Genomic DNA, 14,965 nt, shown 5'->3' on the forward strand with positions numbered 1-14,965 from the left:
CTTAATAACCAACTTAACCTTACAAGGAGTGACTTATATGAAAGCAGAGGTACTCATCATAGGTGCTGGGCCTACAGGTCTTGCTCTTGCACTCGCACTTCACGAACAAGGGACGCCGTTTCGCATTGTCGAACAAGCGAGTGGCCCAGCTCAAGAATCACGCGCAATCGTCGTACAGGCTCGAACGCTCGAAGCTTACCAGCAGTACGGCATCGACCAAGAAATCATTAGCAAAGGTTTCCCAATCAAAGGGCTCAACATGTACAAGTCCAACAAGCACGTCGCGAGGGTCGACTTCAACGACATCGGCCACGGCATAAGCCCTTATCCGTTCGCACTCAGTCTTGCACAAGACGTCCATGAGAAGACGCTCGTGAACCTTCTGAACGAGCGCGGCATTCAAGTCGAGTGGCAAACGACCGTAACGGACGTTAAGGAATATGATGATCACGTCGAGGTCACTTTTGAAAGGACCAATAACACAAACACAGCTACTTCAGAATCCCGAAACCAAGAACCTTCAACCAACAACAAAGCCCATTCAGACGTTACGTCATCTGATTCTGCACAAACTGAAACACCATCAGACCATACATCCCCAAGTATCAACCATCATGATAGTGAATCGACGCCGAACGACCAAACAGAAACGCAGTCCTTCAAATACGTCTGCGGTTGCGACGGTGCCCACAGCGTCGTACGTAAATCGCAAAACATCAACTTCCCAGGTGGTACATACGAAGAGCGTTTCTTCGTGGCAGATGTCGAAACCGACCAAATGCTTGATGACTTAAACATCGGTTTCAAAGGTAATCATTTCTGCATCGCGATGCGCGTTCGTAATGAGAATAGTATGCGCCTGATTGGTGTCATACCGAAATCCTTCGAAGGTAAGGCGCCTGAAACATTCGAACCACTCATTCCGTTTGTCAAAGACATTTATGCCTTCGACATCAGTAAAGTGAACTGGTACGCGCCGTACAAGATTCACCATCGCGTGGCCGATACCTTCAAGACCAAGCGTACCTTTATACTTGGCGATGCCGGACATATTCACAGTCCAGCAGGCGGCCAAGGTATGAACACTGGCATAATCGATGCCTTTAATTTAGCTTGGAAGTTGAGCGGCGTCTTACAGGACAAGCTCAACCCCGAACTCCTTGAAACATACGATACTGAGCGTAGGGCTTTTGCGAAGAAATTAGTGAAGACGACGGATAAGATGTTCACGATGATGATTCATAGTAAGTTGTTGCGCTTGTTTATCATGCCTAAACTTGCGCCTCTCTTAGCGAAAAGCCAAAAGATGAAACGCGCGTTCTTTAAGCGTATTTCTCAAACTGAAATCAATTATCGGAAGAGTAAGTTGAGTAAAGGGGAGGTCGGAAGGTTCAAGGGTGGTGACCGTTTGCCATGGATCAATCGACTTCAAATAGATACGTTCGAACCTCTTCAGAACGTAGCATGGCAGTTCCTCGTGTTCGGTCAAAACGTGCCCGAAATCGATGAAATTGCGGATTTATATGAGATGAATGTGCATTATTTCCCTTGGTCAAAAGACCTTAGTAAACAAAAAATCTATAACGGGACAGTACTTATTGTGAGACCGGATGGCTATATTGGATTAGCGACAGAGGTTACCGAAATAAGCGAAATTGAAAATTACTTGAATCAGCTGCGCCCGTAAACAAGCATGAGCGTTGATATAAAAAAACCTGAGTGAAAAGATGGCTCTATGGCCACAAAATCACTCAGGTTTATTTGTGTTTAAGACTCGGATTCCTTATTGTCTTTCTTACGGTCATAGTGCTTCCAAATGTAATATGCGAAGATGAGGAACGGGAATATATCGAACGAATCGAAAAGTGCTTTCCAAAGATCTTGCTTTTCCCAAAAGAAACGTGCAAGAAATAAAATGATGCTATGAATGGTTAATAACCAAGCGATGTGTAAAAAACGTAACTTAAATAAGAATATAATCATAATCACGATCATAAGAATCGTAACACCGAGCATAAAGTTATAAGGCGTCATGAAATCATCCTTTATTATGAGATTGCGACGTTTGCTTCTTACGCTGAGCGCGCTTCCATAAATAAAATCCTAGAATGACCAACGGCAAAAGCTCAATTGAATACAATATAGCGTGGCCAAGAGATTCATGGTTGAAGAAGTATCTGTAGATGAACGCGCCTATGGAATGAATTATGAGAACGCTGCAAAATACACGCAAACTTAATTTGAAAAGGGTCAATATTAAAGCTATAGCACAAATAACATTAAAGATTACATAGATAGTATGTGGAGACATTTAAATCACCTAATTATTGATTATTTATATATTTAAATATCATATATTTTAGAAAATGACAAAACTTCTCCTGACATACTAATCCTCATCTTTACCGATTAAATTTTGAATGAATACGCCGATTGAGATTACAATCATCAATGTGAAAAGCCCATTAAATAAAGGCTCTTTAAATAAGTGAACGATACCAATGTCACTCAACATGCGTAATACTTTAGTATCCTTAGCCTCCAGATTTAAGAAATCCATAATGAAAAGAAGAATATAGCTTCCGATGATAATAAAAAAGCCATTGCCTGATGCCTTTAAAAATCGCTTCACGTCCAAAACCTCCAAATTTTAAATTTAGATCTATGACTTCAATTTCCTTAAACGGCATGCTTTCCTGTAAAGCTCAACTCGAATTTTAATTCATTAGTTGAACTTACAAAGAAGCTAGAGCTTCTTTGCTCATAATTTTGAAAGCCCCAGCTTGCATAGCTTGATAATTTGCTAGCGCAAATTTCTGTGCCGGGGCCCCACCCCTAGGAGTCAGCTGTTTGAAAATTGAACTTTAAGCAAAATAATATTTAAATTACGAGGTGAGCATGTATATATCACCTAATTAATCTGTTCAATATGTAATAAAAAAAGGATTTAGACCGGGTTGTCGTGAACTTTCATCACGATACAACCCAACTCAATACCTGTATTACTTAGTCCGCGTTATGACGTCGCGCGCATTTAAGTATGCAGACGCACCGGCCGTTTAACACCGTATCCGCCATACCGTCGCCGGCGCCATCAGCTCTCCAAGCAATCATAGATATTCAGTTACTGTCTAAATCCTTCTAAACTTATTTAATAATATCAATTAACTCTTTCTTAGCAGCGGCTCTCGCTGGAATCCAACCGAACACAATACCAATCAGCGTCGATACGCCAACCGCAATCAGAACAGAAGTTAACGTAACCGCACTCTTAATAAATTCTGGCGTCAGAACTTCTACCAATTTAGCGAAGATAATACCGAGAATTAAACCGATAATACCACCAATCAGACATAGCACGATACTCTCAACTAAGAATTGAAGCTCAATATCACGCGCTTTCGCACCAAATGCTCGGCGAATCGCAATCTCCTCAGTACGCTCAGCTACTGAAATATACATCACATTCATAACACCGATACCCGCGATGAATAACGAAATACCTGCAACCGCGGCAACGAATGCCGTAATTGAATCAAATATCTTATTAAACTGCTTCATCATTTGTTGCATATCCGTGAATGAATACTGACCAGAGCCTGCGCCAGCACCTTTCTTATTGAGTTCTTCTTCAACTTTCTTAGCAACTTCTTTCTTCTCACTGCCGTCCTTAATCTTCACTTCAAGTTGAGACGTATTTTGCTGTAAGTTCGGTAAGTAACGGTCAAACGTCTTCTTCGGCATGTTTACACCGTTTTCAGCCATTTGATCCTTCGCCGTCACACCAACAATCTTGAAGCCTTGGCCATCGATAAATAAATTCTTACCGATAGCGTCGCCGTTAAAGGCATCTTCCGCAAGACTCGTATCAACAGTTACAACCTTTTTAAATAATTCGTTGTCTTCCTTTGAAAAGCCCTCACCTTTTTCGGTCTTTTTAAGATTATCTTTCTTCTTAATCGTGATGTCACCTTGCTTTTGAGGGTTCGTCATTTTAGCGCTGTAACCTTCTTGGTCGTTTTCCTTAATCTTAACGTCCTTTACACCCTCAACTTGTTTCGCAACTTGTTGGGTTTGTTCATCAAAAGGATTACTACCCTTACCTTGATCCATCGTATTGTACATGATTAAAGCTGAATCCTTAGATGCACCAGAGCTTTCAAATTCCTTTTGTGAAGATTGTTTAAAACCTTCACCTAAAGACATGATGGTAATTACGGCTGCAATTCCGATAACGATACCAATCATTGTGAAAATATTACGTCGCTTATTCTTCATTATCGATTTCATTGAGACAGAGAGGATATTCATAAAGTTACTCATGATAGCACCTCTTCTCTTTGAATGCGACCATCAAGAATATGAATCACACGGTCAGCTTTTTCAGCTACCTTAGGATCATGTGTAACAAGAATCATCGTTGTCTTTTGGTCACGATTCAGTTCAACGAATAAATCCATAATATCTTCAGATGTCTTAGAATCAAGCGCACCTGTAGGCTCATCGGCAATGATGAACTTCGGTTCATTCACAACAGCACGCGCAATTGCGACACGCTGTTGTTGACCACCTGATAATTTATTTGGAACTAATTGTTCTTTACCTTTTAACCCAACTTTATCAAGGATAGACATAACGCGGTCTTTACGGTCAGACCCAGTTAATCCACGGTAAAGTAGGGGAATACTAACATTTTCTAAAATCGTGTTGTTTTGAATTAACTTAAAGTTTTGGAATACAAATCCCACTGTTTTATTTCTAATTTCAGATAGTTTATTATCTGATGTATTTTTATAATTCTTATCATTGAAAAGGTATCCACCTTCGTACCCACGATCAATAAATCCTAAGATATTGATGAGCGTACTTTTACCAGAACCCGAAGGTCCCATAATCGCGATAAATTCTCCCGCTTTGATGGATAAATTAATGTCTTTTAGAATGTGGTTTTCTTCGTTGCCGTTTTTAAAGGAGCGATTGACATCGATGAGTTTTATCATGAAGACACCTCAACTTTATCGCCATCTTTTAAAGACTTTTTAGGGTTCTTTAAAACTTTTTCGCCAGTTTTAAGTCCTTTCTTAACGAAGATTTCTCCGTTACGTTTTTGAATTTCAAGTTTCTTCTTCTTAACTTTGTTGTTCTTATCTACGACATAAACTTCGTTGTTCTTAGTTAATACTGATTTAGGAATCTTAACTGTATCTAATGGAATTTCACCTTCAACAGAGAAACCAGCACGAACTGGAATGCTTAAGTTACCAATAGTCACTTTATATTTAGATGATTCACCAGAACCACCAGTTGGTGCGCTTGATACTGGGTTAGAAGCTTGAGATGCACCTTGTGCTTCAACACCGCCAGCTTCGCCACCTTCAGATTCACCGCCTGCAGCTTGTCCGCCTTGAGCTTGAGCCATTTGACTCGCGCCACCAGCACTTTGTCCTTGTTCTTCATAGCTTGTAGGTAATTCTGAAACTTGTTTAATTTCACCTTTACCTTTTTCACCAGTACTGTTTACTTTGATGTTAACTTTGTCACCTTCATCAACTTTAGTAACATCAAACTCAGAAAGTTCAGTTTCAATTTCAGGTTTGTCAGCGATTAATTTTAAGACAGGCTTACCACTTTCAGCATTAGCACCATCTACTACTTCAACCTTACCTGAGAATTCAGCTGTTTGACTTTGGTTCATTTGTTCATCGTATTGAGATAGTTGTTTCTGTGCTTTTTGTTGTTCTTGTTGTTGCTTTTCTAATTCTTTTTGTAATTTCTCTTGTTCAGAACCTTTCGCGTCGCTCATTTGTTGACGTGTTTGTTCAACGGCTTGAGATGCTTGGTCTACACTTTCTTGTAGTTGTTGACGTTTCTCACCTGAACCATCGTAAGAAAGTAACGTTTCGCCTTCACTTACTTTTTGTCCGTCTTTAACATTGATGTTAGATACTTTTCCAAATTGTTCATTATTATTGTACGTTTTAATTTTATTTGGTGATGATTTACCAGAAACACTTAAAGGTGCTTCATTTTCAACTTTGTATGTTTGATACTCATTTTCCTTCTTACTTTTATTGCTGTCACTCGTTTGTTTCACTATAAAAGCCACGATAATCAGTAACACAATGACAATCGCACTAATAATCCAGAATAATTTGTTTTTCAAATTCAACCCACTCCTATTTCTATATAATGAATGTTTAAAATTTTTTTATAATTAATTATCACATCAAAAAGTCAAATATTGCAATTTGATAAATAATATAAATTATTAGTATAATAAATAGTGAATTAACCATCTCCAATTAAATTCAGATATTATATTCTATAAGATGAATGATAACATAATAAAGGTATCATAAATTATTAAAATTGAAAGGATTTTGTAAATGAAAGATGAAAAACTAGTGCTCGGTCATGAATTCGGTCAATGTCGTGAAAATCCTAAGTGGCCACTCAAGCTTTTAACGTACATCGTTCTCGCAGCAATATCCGTATTCTTATCCATTCAAGCAACAGACTTTGGTAAAGCATTAGAGAAAATGTCACAACCAGGTACTGAAGGAACTATTAATGAAGATTTCTTAAAAATTAGCGCAATCGTCGGGGCTGTATTTGGTTTATTATTTAGTATCTTAATCTATTGGCTTATCTTTCTAATTATCGCAAGTATCGTTCGTTCACAAGCTAAAAAACGTAGCCTTTTCGCAGCGACGCTATTATTCTTAGTTATCTCAACAGCTTTTTCATTAATCATTAACTTAATTCAACTTATCTTTGGATTAGATCCGCAAGACGTAAACATCTCAAGCTTAAATATCTTTGACCCAGGAAATAATATCTTAAAAGCACTCAGCTTACAGACTTTATTACAATCTTATCTATTCGGCTTAGTCATTTACAAAGTTATCGGTATGAGTGGTAAAGCCGCTACTATCTTCGGTTTAGTATTCTTTGTTATAAGCGTTCTATTAGGCATGCTAGGCGGTTTAGGCGGTTAATCTTTTAAAATGAACACCCTCGTTACAACAACGAGGGTGTTTTTCTTATATCTAATAGGTTGAAACTTGATGAGCATTTCGCCATCAAGTTTCAAACGCTCTGAGACTTGATTACGGTTTCGTCATCAAGTTTCAAGCACTCTGAGACTTGATTACGGTTTCACCATCACGTTTCAAACGACCTGAGACTTGATTACGGATTTCTAATCAAGTCTCAGAATCGTGAAGTCCGACCTTAACTCTATTCTTATGCAATATTCAAGCAGTTTCTCAAAAACTGCATCCGCCTTTAAAACTAAAACTGCTTATGCCAATGTAACTGCCTCAACCTATAAACCCAAACCAACAAAAAAACTGTGAAGCTCACCCGCTCGAAAGGGGGAACTTCACAGTTTGTTTTATGCTTTAAAGGTCTTTTTGCTGAGGAAAGAAATGATGAAGATTAATACGATTGTTATGGAAATAATTGTCACATAAGGCCATACGTTGCTTGCGCCCATAATACCTGCAAGCGGCGCAATGATACTCCCGATAATAAACTGGGTTAAACCAAGTAGGCTAGCCGCGTTACCACTACCGCCAGTTCGTTCTTCCATCGCAATTGAAAAGGCCAATGGGCCAACGCCCGCAACGGGAACGACCGTAAAGAAGACGGAAATCATATAAACCCATACTGGTAGATGCATAAGGAGCGCGATAATCACGAGAATGCCACCTAGGACTTGTAGCCCGAACATCCCAAATATAATATTACCGCGGTCGAAATAATCAACCAGTTTACCAGCAGTCTGACTCGAAATAATAAGTCCGATGCCGATGACTGTCATAAAGATACTATATTGTTGCGGCGATAAATGATAAATCGTTTGTGTAATAAACGGCGCGCTCGATGCATAGCTAAATAGCATGATGTACGTAATACTTTGAATGAGTAACGGCACCATATAGCGTTTCGTCTTTAACAGGCGGCCGAAGTCTTCAATCACTTCTTTAAAGGAAATCGGCGACGCCTTCACGTCATCGCGGTCGCTTTTCATAGAGAAAAAGGCCACAATCATTAATACAACACCAATGATCGCGAGTAGGGTAAAGATTGAACGCCAAGTTGAATAACTTAACAAGAGCCCTGAAATTAATGGAATAATGATCGTTAGAATTCCATTAATCACCATTAATATCGCTAAAAATTTAGCCAACTTCTTACCATTATATAAGTTACCTGCAGTGGCACGCGCGATGACAATCGCACCACCACCCATAAGTCCTTGGATGAAGCGGAACACAATTAATAATGTAATGTTGTGTGCGAACATGCAGCCAATCGAACTTAAGATAAAGACCAACATAAGACCTAAAGTCGATAACTTCTTACCATATTTATCAGATAAGGGACCAAAGATAAATTGACCGAGCGCAATACCAATCATCGCAATAGATAACGATAACTGAACGCTTGAAGCGGACGTATTTAAATCTTCTGCGACACCCGGTAACGAAGGGGTATAGAGGTCGGATAGTAAAGGTCCAAACGTTGTCATAACGCCGAGTAAAATAATAAATATGGAGAAATTAATCTTTTGATCTGTCTTTGAATTCATGGTGTGAACCTCCAATTAAATGAATGAAATATATCTTTTAATTTGTCTATATTTTATATTTGAAAAGTTACTTATACAGTATAAACATTTGTAAACTAAAGTACCACCCCAAAATACAACATTCAACCTCACTATTTAAATTAGTTTAATCAACAAAACAAATTCTCTAATTAATCAATTATGAAAAATTAATGACTTATATGTGGCATCTTTTTATCAATTTATTAAAACATCAAATAAAATAACTTAAAATATAATTCAGTGTGCTATATTAAAGGTGGATGAGATAGTGAAGGAGATAATAACTTTGAACACACATGAAATCAAAGCTATGGGAACGCTCATCAGTCTTTCAATTGAACATCAAGAATCGGCTGGGCTTTTCAAAAAGGCGGAAGCTAAAATCAAAGAATGGGAACATCGATTTAGTGCGAACGCTGAAACGTCGGAGCTTATGGCGATTAAACATCAAGCAGGTCTGTCACCCGTCAAAGTGAACGCGGAGTTATATCAGATGATCAAGCATGCGCATCACGTCAGTCTATCATCGAACCAGAAGATGAATGTCCTGATTGGTCCTTTAGTTAAACTTTGGAAAATCGGCTTCGAAGGCGCGAATGTACCATCTCAAAGCAACATAGACAAAGCCCTTACACGAATTAACCCGAATGACATGGTGCTAAACGACGAGACCCAAGAAGTGTACCTCAAGCAACCAGGTATGGAACTTGACCTAGGTGCGATTGTTAAAGGATACTTCGCAGATGAATTACAACAACTGTTCACTCAGAATGGCGTCACTAAAGGTATCATTAATCTCGGTGGCAACGTCATCACAATCAACCAGAACCAGGACCAAAATCAAACGTTTGGCGTCGGTATTCGAGACCCCTTTCATCAGAGTGGACGTCCCATCGCGAAAGTAGACGTTACACAGCAATCCGTCGTTACATCAGGGATTTACGAACGCTTTTTCAAAAAGGGTGATCGCATTTATCACCACATCCTTGATAGTCAGACAGGCTACCCCGTTGAAAACGATATACAAAGCGTGACGATTATTTCGGACCGTTCGATTGATGGTGAAATTTGGTCGACCATTTGTAGCTTCGGCCATGCAGACCAAAATATTGAAATGCTTAATCAGGTTGAAGGTATCGAGGGAGTGATCATTAAAAGGAACAATGAAATCAAGTGCAGTTCTCGTATACGGCAAAACGTAACCATATTTAAGTAACGTGCTCAAGTGGGCATATATTTTTTAGGTATATTTGTGAAAAAAATCACAAAAATAACACGCAACCAAGCTTTAACGCTATACCCCTAAAACAAACTTGGAGGAAGTAAGAATGACGAAACACATATTCGATGAAATCACACTTAACTCTGGTGCGAAACTAAAAAACAGAGTATTCATGGCACCTATGACAATTCAAGCGGGCTACTTTGACGGTAGTGTCACATCCGAAATGGTCGATTACTATAGATTCCGATCAGGCGATGCCGCAGCACTTATCGTCGAAAGTTGTTTTATTGAAGATCATGGACGTGGGTTCCCAGGCGCCATCGGTATCGACACAGACGATAAAATTGTAGGTTTAAAACGATTAGCCTCTGCCATCAAGGAAAAGGGCTCTAAGGCTATCTTGCAAATTTATCACGCTGGTCGTATGGCGAATCCTAGGTTAAACGCAGGCGAAACGCCAATTTCAGCAAGCCCAGTCGCAGCCTTAAGACCAGACGCATCCGTGCCGCGAGAAATGACGACGCATCAAATTGAACAAATGATTGATTACTTTAAAGAAGCGACGCGTCGTGCAATCGAAGCAGGCTTTGACGGCGTTGAAATTCATGGTGCTAACACGTATTTAATTCAACAATTCTTCTCACCACACTCTAACCGTCGTCAAGACGAATGGGGTGGCACTCGTGAGAATCGTACGAAATTCCCTGTAGAAGTACTGAAACAAGTACAAGAAGTCGCGAAAGCACATAACGCTAAAGACTTTATCATTGGTTACCGTTTTTCACCGGAAGAAATTGAAGAGCCTGGTATTCGATTCGAAGACACAATGTTCCTTTTAAACACGTTAGCAGAGTACGACCCAGACTACTTCCACATCTCAGCAAACAGCTACAAACGTACATCTATCGTAAATCAAGAAGATACTGAATCTTTAATTAATAAGTACTTAAAGCTTCAAAGTGATAAATTAGCATCTATCCCACTCATGGGTGTAGGTAGTATTTCACAACGTGAACACGCTGAAGAAGCATTATCTCTAGGCTATGACCTATTCAGTGTTGGTAAAGCTTACCTTGTAGAACCTGACTGGGTTGAGAAGATTAAACGACATGAAAAGATTGAAGAATTCGTTGATATTCACGACCAACGTATCTTACATCTACCTTCACCATTATGGAAGATCATGGACTTCATGATTCTAGATAAAGAAGAAGAACATCGTAAATATGAACGACTTAAGAAACTACAGAATAAAAAAGTTGAATTTAAACCTGGTACGTACAACGTATTTGCGAAAGGTCACAATGGTAATTTACCGATGAAAGTCGAACTTTCTAAAGACCGTATCTTAAGCGTTCATGTAGACGACAGCGGTGAATCTGAAGGTATCGCGAACCCAGTATTTGAACGCTTACCTCAAGATATTATTGATGGCCAAACATTAAACGTAGACGTAATCTCTGGCGCAACTGTAACGAGCCAAGGTATTATCGACGGTATTGCCGATGCGATTGAACTTGCAGGTGAGAACCCAGATGTCTTACGTGCACGTCCAAAACCTGTCGTGAAATGGTCTAATGAAGTCATCGAAGAAACAACAGACATGGTCGTTATCGGTACAGGTGGTGCAGGACTAAGTGCAGCCGCAACCGCAATTGATTGTGGTAAAACGGTGACAATGCTTGAGAAATTCCCAGCAATCGGTGGTAATACAATCCGTACAGGTGGACAAGTTAACGCGCCAGAACCGAAATGGCAGAACAGTTTCCACGCATTATCAGGTGAACGCGAAACATTAAGCCATTTAATCGAAACTGACGAATCTGAAATCGATGACGCTTACATCGAAGACTTTAGAAAACTTAAAGCACAAATCAAAGCGTATCTTGAAGAAACAAATGACGATAAAGCTTATCTCTTTGACTCAGTTGAGTTACACCGTATTCAAACATACCTAGGTGGTAAACGTACCGACAAACACGGTAAAGAGATTATCGGTCAATACAACCTTGTTAAGACGCTTACTGACAACGTATTAGAATCAGTAAACTGGCTGACAGACAAAGGTGTACACTTCGACCGTTCATTCGTGGATATGCCTGTAGGTGCTCTATGGCGCCGCGGTCATAAACCGATGAAATCTCAAGGTCTTGAATACGTTGAAACGTTGAGCGGTTTTGTAAAAGCCAATAACGGCCGTATATACACAGAAACGACTGCTGAAAAGCTTATCGTAGAAGACAACAAAGTTGTAGGTGTAGAGGCACGTAGAACAAACGGTGCCAAAGTTAAAATTTATGCACGTCATGGTGTCATCTTAGCGACTGGTGGCTTTGGTGCGAATACGAAGATGCTACAACAATACAACACGTATTGGGATAACATTCCTGATGATATTAAAACAACGAACTCACCAGCGATAAAAGGTGACGGTATACGATTAGGTACACAGGCAGGTGCGAAACTGGTTGGCATGGGCTTTTCACAAATGATGCCAATCTCAGATCCGAAGACAGGTGCGTTATTTACAGGACTCGTTGTAACGCCATCTAACTTCGTCTTCGTCAACAAAGAAGGTAAGCGTTTCGTGAACGAATTTGAAAGTCGTGACGTGTTATCGAAAGCGGCACTTAACCAAAGAGACGGCATGTTCTACATGATTGCGGACGAAAACATTAAAGCGCTCGCAATGAACACATCTGAAGAGAAAATTCAAAACGAGCTAGACGATGGCACGTTAGTTAAAGCAGACACGCTTGAAGAACTTGCACAGAAATTAGGCATGCCTGAAGCGGCGCTCGTCGAAACGATCAAAGCATATAACCGCTTCGTCGACCAAGGTCATGACGACGCGTTCGATAAAAATGCCTTCGACTTAAAAATTGAGAAAGCACCGTTCTACGCAACACCACGTAAACCAGCCGTTCACCATACGATGGGTGGCTTAAGCATCAACGAACGTGCACAAGTACTCAATATCGATGACCAAGTCATTGAAGGTTTATATGCATCTGGTGAAGTTGCAGGTGGTATTCACGCAGGTAACCGCTTAGGTGGTAACGCGTTAGCTGACATCTTCACATTTGGACGCATTGCAGCACAAACCGCTTCACAAAATCCAGTCATTGAAGAATAGGACGTGATATCTGATGACAGCAAACTTTCGTAAAGGTAAACAACTCATCATTGGTATTATTCTAGGGATACTCACGTATTGGCTCTTTGCGCAATCGTTACTCAATATCGCGCCACACGTTCAGAAAGATTACAACATTGACATGAGCGTCGTGAACATAGCCGTCAGTCTGACCTCCTTATTAACAGGCGTCTTTATCGTCGTCGCAGGTGGTTTATCAGACAAACTCGGCCGCGTAAAAATCGCGCAAATCGGTCTCATACTCAGCATTATCGGTTCAGCATGCGTCATCCTTACGAACATACCTGCATTATTACTTGCAGGTCGTGTCTTCCAAGGACTCTCAGCAGCATGTTTATTACCGTCAACCATCGCGTTAATCAATCAGTTCTTTTCAGGTGAGGAAAGACAGAAAGCACTGAGTTACTGGTCATTCGGATCATACGGTGGTACAGGGCTCGCCTCACTCTTCGCAGGCACCATCGCAACGTATCTGAACTGGCGATTCATCTTCGTGCTCTCAATCATCTTCGCCGTGATCGCGATGCTGATGTTAAAAGACATCCCTGAATCTAAAGATGAATCAAGTAAGCATAAAAAGTTTGATGTAATGGGTATCTTTATCTTCGTCGTGATGATGATTAGTATTAATATTGTCATTACACAAGGTTCTAAATTCGGATGGCTTAACCCAATTATCCTAACGCTCGATGCCATCTTCATCATTACATTGATCCTGTTTTACATCTTTGAACAAAGGCAGAAACATCCATTCATCGACTTTAGCTTATTCTCAAACAAGGTGTATATTGGTACTACGATTGCGAACTTGCTTGTGAATACCGTAATCGGTTCACTCGCGTTATTTAACATCTTCGCACAAGACGGTTTACACCTAACTGGCGCACAAGCTGGCCTCATCACAATACCTTATATGATCGGTAGTTTAGTGATGATTCGTGTCGGCGAACGTTACATGCAGAAGAAAGGGCCGCAAGTACCTTTAATGGTCGGTCCAATAGCCATTTGCGTCGGCATTTCATTACTCGCGCTGAACTTCTTACCGAGCATTGCGTATTACGCCGTAGCGCTTGTAGGCTTCTCACTCATTGGACTAGGACTCGGTTTCTTCGCGACACCAGCCTTATCAACTGCAGTTTCTAATGCCCCTTCTGAAAAGGTCGGCATGGCATCAGGTATCATTAAGATGACATCGACTCTTGGCGCTGCATTCGGTATCGCCGTTGTGACAACCGTATATGCGACACTCGCAGCGACACAAACACCGCACGTAGCAGCAACGATAGCACTACTTGTTGGTGCCTTCATGGTACTCACTGCCTTTATCGTGGCGTTTAGCGTCATTCCTAAATCAAATGTAGAAACGTGAATATATAGAGACTTAAATTTTGACACGGAGTTGGGACTTAATATAGTCCCAGCTCTTTTTTCTCCTTGAAAAGCCAAATCGTTAAATTTTTGGCTCTTGTTTAAATTGCCTTGAAAGAAATTTAGGTACTTATGTAACCAAAATTTGTCAAAAACAGGTATAAAATTTTAAAAAATAGGTTAGAAGTAAACTAATGCATATATAATAAATTTGATTCGGAGGAGGTATTACATGTCAAAAGCAGCCAAAATTGTACAAAGTATTGTCGCGTTTTTCTTCGTGATAGTAAGTTTCAATTTAATGAAGGGGAACATGGATCAAGACTTCGATGACTTCGGCTATCCAGATGGTTTCAGTAAATTGACAGGAGTATTTGAATTACTAGGTGCCATTGGACTTATCGTAGGTTTATGGAAACGTGTCTTCGGTTACCTTGCTAACCTACTCATCTTAGGCACAATGATCGTAGCGTCACTATCACACATCTTCCTAGCAAAAGACTCTATCCTAAGATGTATCCCTTCATTTGGTATTAGTTTAATTAACTTCTGGCTATTATTCGAAAACGACGAAAAATAAATATTAAAAGAAACTGAA

At 40.0% G+C, this 14,965-nt stretch carries 12 protein-coding genes; 6 read left to right on the forward strand and 6 right to left on the reverse strand.

Going from position 1 to position 14,965, the window contains the following annotated elements; all coding sequences use genetic code 11:
- The first annotated feature begins 37 nt into the window (after positions 1 to 37).
- Entirely contained in the window at positions 38 to 1,687 is a 1,650-nt protein-coding gene (locus ACF3N8_RS03190) for an NAD(P)/FAD-dependent oxidoreductase (protein ID WP_009382277.1), read from the forward strand.
- An 80-nt stretch (positions 1,688 to 1,767) separates the two neighbouring features.
- Here ACF3N8_RS03190 and ACF3N8_RS03195 read toward each other — a convergent pair whose 3' ends face one another.
- The 5 genes from ACF3N8_RS03195 to ACF3N8_RS03215 all read right to left on the reverse strand — a co-directional run bounded on the left by ACF3N8_RS03195 (position 1,768) and on the right by ACF3N8_RS03215 (position 6,163).
- A complete protein-coding gene (locus ACF3N8_RS03195) occupies positions 1,768 to 2,034 on the reverse strand; it encodes a hypothetical protein (RefSeq protein ID WP_009382274.1) in 267 nt (88 codons plus the stop codon).
- Positions 2,035 to 2,389: 355 nt separating this feature from the next.
- Positions 2,390 to 2,632 (reverse strand): hypothetical protein, encoded by a 243-nt coding sequence (locus tag ACF3N8_RS03200; protein WP_009382272.1) that lies wholly within the window; start codon positions 2,630 to 2,632, stop codon positions 2,390 to 2,392.
- A gap of 515 nt (positions 2,633 to 3,147) precedes the next feature.
- Positions 3,148 to 4,323, reverse strand: coding sequence for an ABC transporter permease (locus ACF3N8_RS03205; protein WP_017176681.1), 1,176 nt, complete (start codon positions 4,321 to 4,323; stop codon positions 3,148 to 3,150).
- Positions 4,320 to 5,000: an ABC transporter ATP-binding protein gene (locus tag ACF3N8_RS03210; protein ID WP_009382269.1), complete on the reverse strand. Its 681-nt coding sequence runs from the start codon at positions 4,998 to 5,000 to the stop codon at positions 4,320 to 4,322. Before ACF3N8_RS03210 ends, ACF3N8_RS03205 begins: the two co-directional genes overlap by 4 nt.
- On the reverse strand, positions 4,997 to 6,163 hold the full coding sequence (locus ACF3N8_RS03215; protein WP_238094046.1) for an efflux RND transporter periplasmic adaptor subunit: 1,167 nt from the start codon (positions 6,161 to 6,163) through the stop codon (positions 4,997 to 4,999). Before ACF3N8_RS03215 ends, ACF3N8_RS03210 begins: the two co-directional genes overlap by 4 nt.
- Before the next feature lie 223 nt (positions 6,164 to 6,386).
- Between ACF3N8_RS03215 and ACF3N8_RS03220 the strand changes: the two genes are divergently transcribed.
- A complete protein-coding gene (locus ACF3N8_RS03220; RefSeq protein ID WP_238094047.1) occupies positions 6,387 to 6,998 on the forward strand; it encodes a YIP1 family protein in 612 nt (203 codons plus the stop codon).
- Positions 6,999 to 7,396: 398 nt separating this feature from the next.
- Here the strand turns inward: ACF3N8_RS03220 and ACF3N8_RS03225 are convergent, their stop codons facing one another.
- Positions 7,397 to 8,596 carry a multidrug effflux MFS transporter gene (locus ACF3N8_RS03225; RefSeq protein WP_238100859.1) on the reverse strand — a complete coding sequence of 400 codons (1,200 nt, stop codon included), beginning with the start codon at positions 8,594 to 8,596 and terminating at the stop codon, positions 7,397 to 7,399.
- Positions 8,597 to 8,903: 307 nt separating this feature from the next.
- Between ACF3N8_RS03225 and ACF3N8_RS03230 the strand changes: the two genes are divergently transcribed.
- The 4 genes from ACF3N8_RS03230 (at position 8,904) to ACF3N8_RS03245 (ending at position 14,947) form a co-directional block, all read left to right on the forward strand.
- Positions 8,904 to 9,833 (forward strand): FAD:protein FMN transferase, encoded by a 930-nt coding sequence (locus ACF3N8_RS03230; RefSeq protein WP_238102030.1) that lies wholly within the window; start codon positions 8,904 to 8,906, stop codon positions 9,831 to 9,833.
- A gap of 112 nt (positions 9,834 to 9,945) precedes the next feature.
- Positions 9,946 to 12,978, forward strand: a complete 3,033-nt coding sequence (locus tag ACF3N8_RS03235; RefSeq protein ID WP_238100860.1) for an NADH-dependent flavin oxidoreductase — start codon at positions 9,946 to 9,948, stop codon at positions 12,976 to 12,978.
- A gap of 13 nt (positions 12,979 to 12,991) precedes the next feature.
- Positions 12,992 to 14,368, forward strand: a complete 1,377-nt coding sequence (locus tag ACF3N8_RS03240; protein ID WP_009382259.1) for an MFS transporter — start codon at positions 12,992 to 12,994, stop codon at positions 14,366 to 14,368.
- Between the two features lie 231 nt (positions 14,369 to 14,599).
- The gene (locus ACF3N8_RS03245; protein ID WP_009382258.1) at positions 14,600 to 14,947 is read left to right on the forward strand and encodes a DoxX family protein; all 348 of its coding nucleotides are present in this window, start codon (positions 14,600 to 14,602) and stop codon (positions 14,945 to 14,947) included.
- Positions 14,948 to 14,965: the final 18 nt, after the last annotated feature.

The sequence above is a fragment of the Staphylococcus massiliensis genome, from assembly GCF_043186315.1.
Classification (GTDB): Bacteria; Bacillota; Bacilli; order Staphylococcales; family Staphylococcaceae; genus Staphylococcus; species Staphylococcus massiliensis.

Excerpts from the sequence above, each read along its gene's own strand:
- ACF3N8_RS03225 (WP_238100859.1), bottom strand. The coding sequence starts at position 8,596 with ATGAATTCAAAGACAGATCAAAAGATTAATTTCTCCATATTTATTATT.
- ACF3N8_RS03240 (WP_009382259.1), top strand. The coding sequence starts at position 12,992 with ATGACAGCAAACTTTCGTAAAGGTAAACAACTCATCATTGGTATTATT.
- ACF3N8_RS03190 (WP_009382277.1), top strand. The coding sequence starts at position 38 with ATGAAAGCAGAGGTACTCATCATAGGTGCTGGGCCTACAGGTCTTGCT.
- ACF3N8_RS03220 (WP_238094047.1), top strand. The coding sequence starts at position 6,387 with ATGAAAGATGAAAAACTAGTGCTCGGTCATGAATTCGGTCAATGTCGT.
- ACF3N8_RS03235 (WP_238100860.1), top strand. The coding sequence starts at position 9,946 with ATGACGAAACACATATTCGATGAAATCACACTTAACTCTGGTGCGAAA.
- ACF3N8_RS03245 (WP_009382258.1), top strand. The coding sequence starts at position 14,600 with ATGTCAAAAGCAGCCAAAATTGTACAAAGTATTGTCGCGTTTTTCTTC.
- ACF3N8_RS03210 (WP_009382269.1), bottom strand. The coding sequence starts at position 5,000 with ATGATAAAACTCATCGATGTCAATCGCTCCTTTAAAAACGGCAACGAA.
- ACF3N8_RS03205 (WP_017176681.1), bottom strand. The coding sequence starts at position 4,323 with ATGAGTAACTTTATGAATATCCTCTCTGTCTCAATGAAATCGATAATG.
- ACF3N8_RS03195 (WP_009382274.1), bottom strand. The coding sequence starts at position 2,034 with ATGACGCCTTATAACTTTATGCTCGGTGTTACGATTCTTATGATCGTG.